The 9,237-nt window shown below is 70.7% G+C and carries 7 protein-coding genes; 4 read left to right on the plus strand and 3 right to left on the minus strand.

Going from position 1 to position 9,237, the window contains the following annotated elements; genetic code table 11:
* Positions 1-118 precede the first annotated feature (118 nt).
* Positions 119-355: a hypothetical protein gene (locus ABZ656_RS53540; RefSeq protein WP_168497084.1), complete on the plus strand. Its 237-nt coding sequence runs from the start codon at positions 119-121 to the stop codon at positions 353-355.
* Between the two features lie 235 nt (positions 356-590).
* On the opposite strand, the gene gcl is transcribed toward ABZ656_RS53540, so the two are convergent.
* On the minus strand, positions 591-2,375 hold the full coding sequence (gcl, locus tag ABZ656_RS53545; protein WP_360279380.1) for a glyoxylate carboligase: 1,785 nt from the start codon (positions 2,373-2,375) through the stop codon (positions 591-593).
* A 279-nt stretch (positions 2,376-2,654) separates the two neighbouring features.
* On the opposite strand from gcl, the gene ABZ656_RS53550 reads away from it, so the two are divergent.
* Positions 2,655-3,518 carry a hypothetical protein gene (locus ABZ656_RS53550; RefSeq protein WP_101403862.1) on the plus strand — a complete coding sequence of 288 codons (864 nt, stop codon included), beginning with the start codon at positions 2,655-2,657 and terminating at the stop codon, positions 3,516-3,518.
* 21 nt (positions 3,519-3,539) lie between these two features.
* Here ABZ656_RS53550 and ABZ656_RS53555 read toward each other — a convergent pair whose 3' ends face one another.
* Positions 3,540-5,147, minus strand: coding sequence for an AMP-binding protein (locus tag ABZ656_RS53555; protein WP_101401679.1), 1,608 nt, complete (start codon positions 5,145-5,147; stop codon positions 3,540-3,542).
* The gene (locus tag ABZ656_RS53560) at positions 5,144-6,823 is read right to left on the minus strand and encodes an AMP-binding protein (protein WP_101401678.1); all 1,680 of its coding nucleotides are present in this window, start codon (positions 6,821-6,823) and stop codon (positions 5,144-5,146) included. The genes ABZ656_RS53555 and ABZ656_RS53560 overlap by 4 nt, the downstream gene beginning before the upstream one ends.
* Positions 6,824-6,924: 101 nt before the next feature.
* Between ABZ656_RS53560 and ABZ656_RS53565 the strand changes: the two genes are divergently transcribed.
* Positions 6,925-7,764: a helix-turn-helix transcriptional regulator gene (locus ABZ656_RS53565; RefSeq protein WP_101401677.1), complete on the plus strand. Its 840-nt coding sequence runs from the start codon at positions 6,925-6,927 to the stop codon at positions 7,762-7,764.
* Between the two features lie 265 nt (positions 7,765-8,029).
* A partial coding sequence (locus ABZ656_RS53570) for an AAA family ATPase (RefSeq protein WP_360279385.1) occupies positions 8,030-9,237 on the plus strand: 1,208 nt, incomplete at its 3' end.

The raw sequence follows: 9,237 nt of genomic DNA on the forward strand, positions 1-9,237 counted from the left end.
GTGTCTGGCAAGCGCGGCCGCCTCCTTCGGGCTCGCTCTGTCGCCCGCAGCAAAGGTGATTCGCTCCGTCGGTGGGGCCGGAGCTCCGAGGCTGGCCGGAGCACAGCAGCCTGAAAGCATGGACTATCCCAGCATCGTCGTGCACGCCCCGGCACTGGACGGCTCGCGACGGGTCACCACGGGGGACGAGACGCTCGGTGTCGCCTACCACCTCGACGACGTCGTCGAGATCCTGCGGCGGGCCGAGGTCGACCTGGACGAGATCGAGGTCGACAAGAGCGACATCATCGACTGGCAGGGCGGCGGCCCCGACCACTGGCCGGGATTCGAGGAGCTCGAGCTCCCGGACGACTGACAACACGCCTCGGACACGTACGCCAGTGGACGTACGCCGGCTACGCAACCCTCAAATCAAGCTCTGAACACGACCCCAGGGGCTTCAACTCACCCCGGTGATGGGCACATTCTCGGCACACGGGGCCCGCCGGCACGGGGGCGGCGGGCCCCGTGACGGGGGAACACGGGGGAACAACACAAGGGGCGGCTCACCCGAACGGTGAACCGCCCCTGATACGTGAGGGACGCGTACGTCAGACCTTCAGCGTCCTGATGGACGTGGGCGCGTGGCCCGGCTCGGTCGCGATCTCCTCGAACTCCACGACGTTTCCGATGTCGTTCGTCGTGGACATCGAGATGTTGGTGACGCGCTCCAGGATCGCCTCGACGACGACCGGCACCCGGTACTCGGCGGCGAGCTTCTTGGCCTGCTCGAAGGCGGCACCCAGCTCGGCCGGGTCCGTGACGCGGATCGCCTTGCAGCCGAGGCCCTCGACGACCTTGACGTGGTCGACACCGTAGACGCCGAGTTCTGGCGAGTTGATGTTCTCGAACTCCAGCTTGACCTGGAAGTCGATGTCGAAGGCCCGCTGCGCCTGGCGGATCAGACCCAGGTAGGAGTTGTTGACCAGGACATGGACGTACGGGATCCGGTGCTGGGCGCCGACAGCCAGTTCCTCGATCATGAACTGGAAGTCGTAGTCGCCGGAGAGGGCGACGACGGAGGCCTCCGGGTCGGCCTTGGCGACGCCCAGCGCGGCCGGGATCGTCCAGCCGAGCGGTCCCGCCTGGCCGCAGTTGATCCAGTGCCGGGGCCGGTAGACGTGCAGCATCTGGGCCCCGGCGATCTGCGAGAGGCCGATGGTGGAGACGTACCGGGTCTCCGGGCCGAAGGCCTTGTTCATCTCCTCGTAGACGCGCTGCGGCTTGATCGGGATGTCGTCGAAGTGCGTGCGGCGCTGGAGGGTCGCCCTGCGCTCCTGGGCGGAGGCGGCCCACGCGGAGCGGTCCGGCAGCCGGCCCTCGGCCCTGAGTTCCTTCGCCACCTGGACGAACAGTTCGAGCGCGGCCTTCGCGTCGGAGGCGATGCCGTAGTCCGGGGCGAAGATCTTGCCGATCTGAGTGGGCTCGATGTCGACGTGGACGAAGGTGCGGCCCGCCGTGTAGACGTCCAGCTTGCCGGTGTGACGGTTGGCCCAGCGGTTGCCGACGCCGAGGACGAAGTCGGACTCCAGGAAGATCGCGTTGCCGTAGCGGTGCGAGGTCTGCAGGCCCACCATGCCGGCGTTCAGCTCATGGTCGTCGGGCAGGACGCCCCAGCCCATCAGGGTCGGGACGACCGGGATGCCCGTCAACTCGGCGAATTCCACGAGGAGTTCACAGGCGTCGGCGTTGATGACACCGCCGCCTGCGACGATCAGCGGCCGCTCGGACTCGTTCAGCAGCCCGATCGCCTTCTCGATCTGGGCACGGCTGGCGGCGGGCTTGTACGCCTGGAGTGGCTCGTACGTCTCCGGGTCGAACTCGATCTCGGTGAGCTGGACGTCGACGGGCAGGTCGATGAGGACCGGGCCCGGACGCCCGGAGCGCATGAGGTGGAAGGCCTGCTGGAAGACGCCGGGGACCTGGGCCGCCTCCAGCACGGTGACCGCCATCTTGGTCACCGGCTTCGCGATCGAGGCGATGTCGACGGCCTGGAAGTCCTCTTTGTGGATCACGGCGGTCGGCGCCTGGCCCGTGACGCACAGGATCGGGATCGAGTCGCCGATGGCGGAGTAGAGGCCGGTGATCATGTCGGTGCCCGCGGGTCCCGACGTACCGATGCAGACGCCGATGTTGCCCGGGTGGGTGCGGGTGTAGCCCTCCGCCATGTGCGAGGCGCCCTCGACATGGCGGGCAAGGGTGTGGCTGATCCCCCCGGAGGCCTTGAGGGCCGCGTAGAAGGGGTTGATCGCCGCGCCCGGGACGCCGAACGCGTCGCTGACGCCCTCGCGCTTGAGGATCTCGACTGCCGCGCGGGCAGCGGTCATACGAGCCATGGAGTACTCCTGCTTCGGCTGTCGGATTCGCGCTCCCGTCGCGCCCCGCGGAGAGCTGGTGATTCCTGGTGATTCCGCAATACGGAAATTCCACATTACGGAAATTAACTTCTACTATCTGGAAGTAATGTAGGTGGCGTACCGAAGAGCGTCAAGGGCGCGCACGCGGCTGGATCCGCAGGGGGAAGAGCGGGGGTTGTCGACGCGTTTCGCTGCCGCGGGCCCCCCGCCTGGAGGACGATGGGCACGCTGTCCCGACGTGACGTCCTGGAGTGGGCCATGGCCGAGAGCGTGCCAGTGCGGTGTCCGGCCTGCCGTCGCGAGCATCTCTTTGCCGCGCCGTCGTACCCCTGCGTGTGCGGCGCCCCCGTCACGCCCCCGCTCGACCGCCTCGCCGATCCCGCGCCGGTCACCCACCGCACGTGGGACGAGGACTGGGTCACGGTTCCCTGCGACACCTGCGGGCGCGCGGACCAGTGGCCCCAGCCTGAACTGGGCTGCCCCTGCGGAGCCATGCTGCGGATTCCGGTACGAGGGGTTCGGCGCCCCCTGCGCGCGGAGGTCCTGCCGGGCACCGGCGCCCCCGCGGACCTGGAGACGGAACCGGAACCGGGGGCGGCACCGCACACTCCCGAGCCGCCGCCCCCCAGTACCGCCGGGGCGCCGCCTGTCAGTACCGCCGGGGCGTCACCCGCCCCCGCCGCGCCGGGAAGCCCTCTCGTCCCCGACCACGTCCCGCTGCCCCGCACCACCCCGACACCGCGCCCGGTGTTCCAGCCGGTGACCATCCGTACCGCCCGGGACGCCGTGACGGCGGCCGCGCTGTATCTGCGGTGGCTCGGCTACCGCGACATCCGCAAGGCGGACCAGCGCCCGCCCACGGGCATCGGACTCGCCGCCCGCGGCATCCTGGCGCAGGTGGACCCCACCGTCCGCCCGGCCACACTGCGCGACGTGGAGTGCCTGTGGCTGACGGCCATGTCGGAGTCCACGGGATGCGTCTACTTCTCCCTGGCCGGGTACGCGGACGACGCCCACCGTCGCGCCGACGCCCTCGGGATTCCCCTCTTCGTCCTCGACCTCACGGGCACCCCCCAGCCGGTGAACACCCACGCCGACGAACTCCTCGCCACCGGGGCCTGAACCCCGGCAGCGGGGAGCGCTCTATTCGGCGTAGGTCTGCCGCAGTTCGATCTTGCGGACCTTCCCCGACACCGTCATCGGGAAGGACTCCAGGACCGCCAGGCGGCTGGGGATCTTGTAGTGGGCCAACCGGTCCTCGCAGAAGGCGCGCAGTTCCTCCAGCGTCAAGGGGTCGGCCGGGTCGAGCGGGATGACGCAGGCGAGCACCTCCTCGCCGTAGCGCTCGTGGGGCACCCCGACCACCTGGACATCGGCGATCTTCGGATGGGCGTAGAGGAACTCCTCGATCTCGCGCGGGTAGATGTTCTCGCCACCGCGAATGATCATGTCCTTGATGCGGCCGACGATCTCGACGTACCCGTCCTCACGCATCACGGCGAGGTCGCCCGTGTGCATCCAGCGCCCCGCGTCGACGGCTTCGGCGGTCTTCTCGGGCTCGTTCCAGTAGCCGAGCATCACGCTGTAGCCGCGGGTACACAGCTCTCCCGCGGTGCCGCGCGGCTGCGTCACCCCCTCCGCCGGGTCGACGACCTTCACCTCCAGGTGCGGGAGCACCCGGCCGACGGTGCCGGTGCGGTGCTCCAGGTCGTCGTCCCTACGGGTCTGCAGGGACACGGGCGAGGTCTCGGTCATGCCGTAGCAGATGGAGACCTCCGCCATGTGCATCTCGGCGACCACCCGCTTCATCACCTCGACCGGGCACGGCGAGCCCGCCATGATGCCGGTGCGCAGCGAGGACAGGTCGTACGTCGCGAAGCCGGGGAGGTTCAACTCCGCGATGAACATGGTCGGTACGCCGTACAGCGAGGTGCAGCGCTCGTCCTGGACCGTGCGGAGCGTCGCCGCCGGATCGAAGGAGGGCGCGGGGATGACCATGCAGGCGCCGTGCGAGGTCGCCGCGAGGTTGCCCATCACCATGCCGAAGCAGTGGTAGAAGGGCACGGGGATGCAGATCCGGTCCTGCTCGCTGTAGGCGATCGACTCGCCCACGAAATAGCCGTTGTTGAGGATGTTGTGGTGGGAGAGAGTCGCCCCTTTGGGGAAGCCCGTCGTGCCCGAGGTGTACTGGATGTTGATGGGGTCGTCGCAGGACAACTCGCTCTTGCGGACCCGGAAGTCCTCGTACAGATCGGGGGTCCCGCGGCCGATCAGGGCGTCCCAGCTCGGGTCGCCGATGTAGACGGCCTCCCGCAACTGCGGGCATCTGTCGCGCACTTGCTCGACCATCGCCCGGTAGTCGCTGGTCTTGTGGCTGAGGGAGGCGAAGAGCAGCGAGATGCCGGCCTGCTGGAGGACGTACTCGACCTCGTGGGTGCGGTAGGCCGGGTTGATGTTCACCATGACCGCGCCGATGCGGGCGGTGGCGTACTGGACGAGCACCCACTCCGGGCAGTTGACCGCCCAGATACCCACCCGGTCGCCCCGGGCGATGCCGGTGGCCAGCAGCGCGTATGCCAACTCGTCGACGTCCGCGGAGAACTGGGCGTACGTCCAGCGCCGCCCGGACGGCACGTCGACGAGCGCCTCCCGGTCCGGCCAGGCCGTGACCGCCCGGTCCAGGTTGGCCCCGATGGTGTCGCCGAGCAGGGTCGTCGCACTGGTCCCGTGCGCGTAGGAGAGTGTGCTCACCGGAAGTCCTCCTCGCGGTACTCGGCGTCCGAGCCCGCGGCCGTGGCCTCGCGCAGCTCGATCCGGCGGATCTTGCCGGAGATGGTCTTGGGAAGTGTGCCGAACTCCAGACGGCGGATGCGCTTGTACGGCGCGAGCACCGTCCGCGAGTGTTCGAAGAGCACCTTCGCCAGGTCGGGGCCGGGTTCGTGGCCCGCGGCGAGGACGATGTACGCCTTCGGGACGGCGAGCCGCAGTTCGTCGGGGGCCGGGACGACGGCCGCCTCCGCCACCGCCTCGTGCTCCAGCAGGGCGCTCTCCAGCTCGAAGGGCGAGATCTTGTAGTCGGAGGCCTTGAACACGTCGTCGGCACGGCCGACGTAGGTGATGTATCCGTCCTCGTCCCGGGCGCCGATGTCACCGGTGCGGTAGTAGCCGCCCGCCATCGCCTCCGCCGTACGGTCGGCGGCGCCGTGGTAGCCGGTCATCACGCCCACCGGCCGCGCTGACAGATCGAGCGCGATCTCCCCCTCCGCAGCCCCGGGCGCACCCGAGACCGGGTCGAGGAGTTCGACGCGGAAGCCGGGACTCGGCCGTCCCATGGAGCCCGTCTTGAGCTGCTGCCCGGGGCTGTTGGAGACCTGGACGGCCGTCTCGGTCTGCCCGAAGCCGTCCCGGATGGTGACGCCCCAGGCGCGCCGTACCTGCTCGATGACCTCCGGGTTCAGCGGCTCACCGGCGGCGACGGCCTCACGCGGCGGGGTGCGCAGTTGCGTCAGGTCGGCCTGGATGAGCATCCGCCACACCGTGGGCGGGGCGCAGAAGGTGGTGACGCCCGCCCGGTCCATCTCCGCCATCAGCCGGCCCGCGTCGAAGCGCGTGTAGTTGTGGATGAAGACGGTCGCCTCCGCGTTCCAGGGCGCGAACAGGTTGGACCAGGCGTGCTTGGCCCAGCCGGGCGAGGAGATGTTCAGGTGCACGTCGCCGGGCTTGAGCCCGATCCAGTACATCGTCGACAGATGACCGATCGGGTAGGAGGCGTGGGTGTGCTCGACGAGTTTGGGGCGGGCGGTGGTGCCGGAGGTGAAGTAGAGCATCAGCGGATCGTCCGAGTGGGTGACCCCCTCGGGCTCGAAGCCCGGGTCGGCGGCGTACGCCTCCTCGTAGGACTGCCAGCCGGGCCGCGCTCCACCCACCGCGATCCGGGTCTGGCGGCCGGGCACTTCGTCGAACTTCTCCGCTTCTTCGGCGCGCGCGATCACGTGCCGGACGCGGCCGCGCTCGACCCGGTCGCGCAGGTCGGCGGGGCCCAGCAGGGTGGTCGCGGGGATGACGACGGCGCGCAGCTTCATCGCGGCGAGGGCCGTCTCCCACAGCTCCACCTGGTTGCCGAGCATGACCAGGACGCGGTCCTCGGCGCGTACACCCCGCGCGCGCAGCCAGTTGGCCACCCGGTTCGAACGCTCGGAGAGGGCGGCGAAGGAGAACTCGGCGCGCTCGCCGTCCTCCTCGACGATGTGCAGGGCGGTGCGGTCGTTGCCCCGTGCGATGACGTCGAACCAGTCGAGCGCCCAGTTGAAGGACTCCGGGCGGGGCCAGTCGAAGCCCTCGTACGCCGTGGCGTAGTCCGCACGGTGCTCCAGCAGGAAGTCCCGCGCGGTGCGGAACTCGTCCGTCGCACCGTTCGTCACCGTCATGTGTCCTCCTCGTTGCCGCACAGCCGCTTACCATCGTGTATTCCGTGATGGAGGTCTCACCACCCCCGAACGGGGGTACGCCGCGAAGAAGGGGCGAACACGTGGCAGCAGACACGGCCGAGGCGGTGGAGATGCGTGGTGCGCTGGTACGACTGCGGCGCGCCACGGGACTGCCGGTCGCCTTCGGCGGCCTCGTCGAACCCGGTCGCGCCCAGGTACGTATCAGCGAACTCAGCGGTACGGCGACGCCCGCGCTCAGCGCCCTCGCCGTGTCCTCGGGCAACGGCCTGGGCGGCAAGGCGGTCGCACTGGCCCGGCCCTGCGCGGTGACGGACTACTCCGCCTCCCGTCAGATCAGCCACGAATACGACGTGGCGGTCGCCACGGAGGGCCTGTGTTCCGTGATCGCCGTACCCGTCGTCGTACGCCGCCGGGTGCGCGGGGTGTTGTACGGCGCCCTGCGCACGGCCCAGCCCCTGGGCGACCGCACGCTCGGCGCGGCGGTGGCGGCGGCCCGGGACGTGGAGCAGGCGCTGGTCGTACGGGACGAGGCGCAGGGGCTGCTGACCGTCGCCCGGGAGCCCGAACCGGCGGCCGGGAGCCCCGCGTGGGAGGAGGTCCGCGAGGCGCACGGGGCGCTGCGGGCACTGGCGCCGCGCATCGTCGACCCGGCGCTGCGTGCCGAACTGCTCGACGCGTGCGGGCGGCTGGCCGGTGCGGCGGCGTCCGGCGCCCGGACGCCTCGCGTCGACCTCGCTCCGCGCGAGGTGGACGTCCTCGCCTGCGTCGCGGCGGGAGCCACCAACGGAGGTGCCGCCGAGCGGTTGGGGGTGCGGCCGGAGACGGTCAAGGGGTATCTGCGCTCGGCCATGCGGAAGCTCGGTGCGCGCACCCGGCTGGAGGCGGTGGTCGCCGCGCGGCGAGCCGGATTGCTGCCGTAGCTCTCCGACTGCCCCGGCCTCGGCCGCTCCGCGGCCGCTACTCCGCCGCTCCGCGACGGTTTCGCACCCCTCCGCCCCTTATGACCGCTTCGCACCCCCCGTCACCGGCCACTTCGCGGCCCCCGACCGGCGCTTTTCATTCAGGCGGCGGCGCCCTGAAATACGTTATGCCGACACTCCTGTTATTTCCCTCACGACCCCTAGACTCCGAAATTCAAAGAGTCGTTGCCTAATATTGGCTCGGACACGACATGCGAGGGGAGCGGTGACCGTGCGAGGGGACTTCAAGGAGCCTGCGAGACCCCGCCCCGACCTGGTCATCGGCCGGGAGGAACTCTTCGCGGGGGCGCGCGAGCAACTCTCCGGCGGAGGCAGCGTGCTGGTGCACGGCCCCGCGGGAATAGGAAAGTCCACCGTCCTGCGTGCGCTGGCCGCGGAATGCGCCGAATCGGCGCACACCGTGTTGCGCTGCTCGGCGACCGAGTCCGAATCCCATCTGCCCTTCCTCGCCCTGGCCGACCTCCTCGGCCTGGTGGTGGACGAGGTCTCCGACCGGCTGCCCGCCCCGCAGCGCACCGCCCTCGAATCGGCCCTCACCGGCCGCGGAGAATCGACCCTGCAACGGGACGGACTCGCCCTGCGCCTCGCGGTCCTCTCCGTGCTGCGCGCGCTGGCCGCCCAGGGTCCGGTCCTGATCGTCGCCGACGACCTCCAGTGGCTGGATCCGGCCAGCGCCGAACTGCTCGGCTTCGCCGCCCGCAGGCTCGGCGAGATGCCCGTACGGATGCTGTCCGCGGTGCGCACCGACACCGAGCCACGCGACCAACAGCACGACCGCCATCTACGCGCGTCCCCGCCGGACACCCTCGCCGTGCGGCTCAACCCTCTCTCCCGGGCGCAGGTCGCCGAACTCCTCGGCCACCGCGGCTACACCGGGCTGCCCCGCACGACCGTCCGCGACATCCACCGCACCAGCGGCGGCAACCCGCTCTTCGCGCTGGAACTCGGCCGCGCGCTCGCGGAGAATCCTGCCCGGCCGAGCCCCGGCGAACCGCTGCCCGTGCCGACCTCGTTGCGCGCGCTCGTCCTCAGCCGTCTGGAGATGCTCTCCGCCGAGGCCCGCCGCACCCTGCTCGTCGCGAGCGCGGGCGCCCGCCCCACGCTGGCGCTGCTGCACGCCGCCGGGCGCGAGAACGCCGAGGCCGAGACCGCGCACGCCGCCTCGCTCGGGCTGTTGGCGACCGAGCGCGAGACACCGGGCATCCGGTTCGCGCATCCGATGATCTCGGCCGCCCTGTACGCGGAGGCGAGCGCCCAGGAACGCCGCGCCGCCCATGCCGCGCTCTCCACGGCCGCCTCCGACCCCATCGAACGGGCCCGGCACCTCGCGCTGGCCACCACCGGTACCGACCCACAGGTCGCCGCCCGGCTCGGGGAGGCGGCGGCCGTGGCCAGAGACCGGGGCGCGCCCTC

The sequence above is a fragment of the Streptomyces sp. NPDC007095 genome (genome assembly GCF_040634475.1).
Taxonomy (GTDB): domain Bacteria; phylum Actinomycetota; class Actinomycetes; order Streptomycetales; family Streptomycetaceae; genus Streptomyces.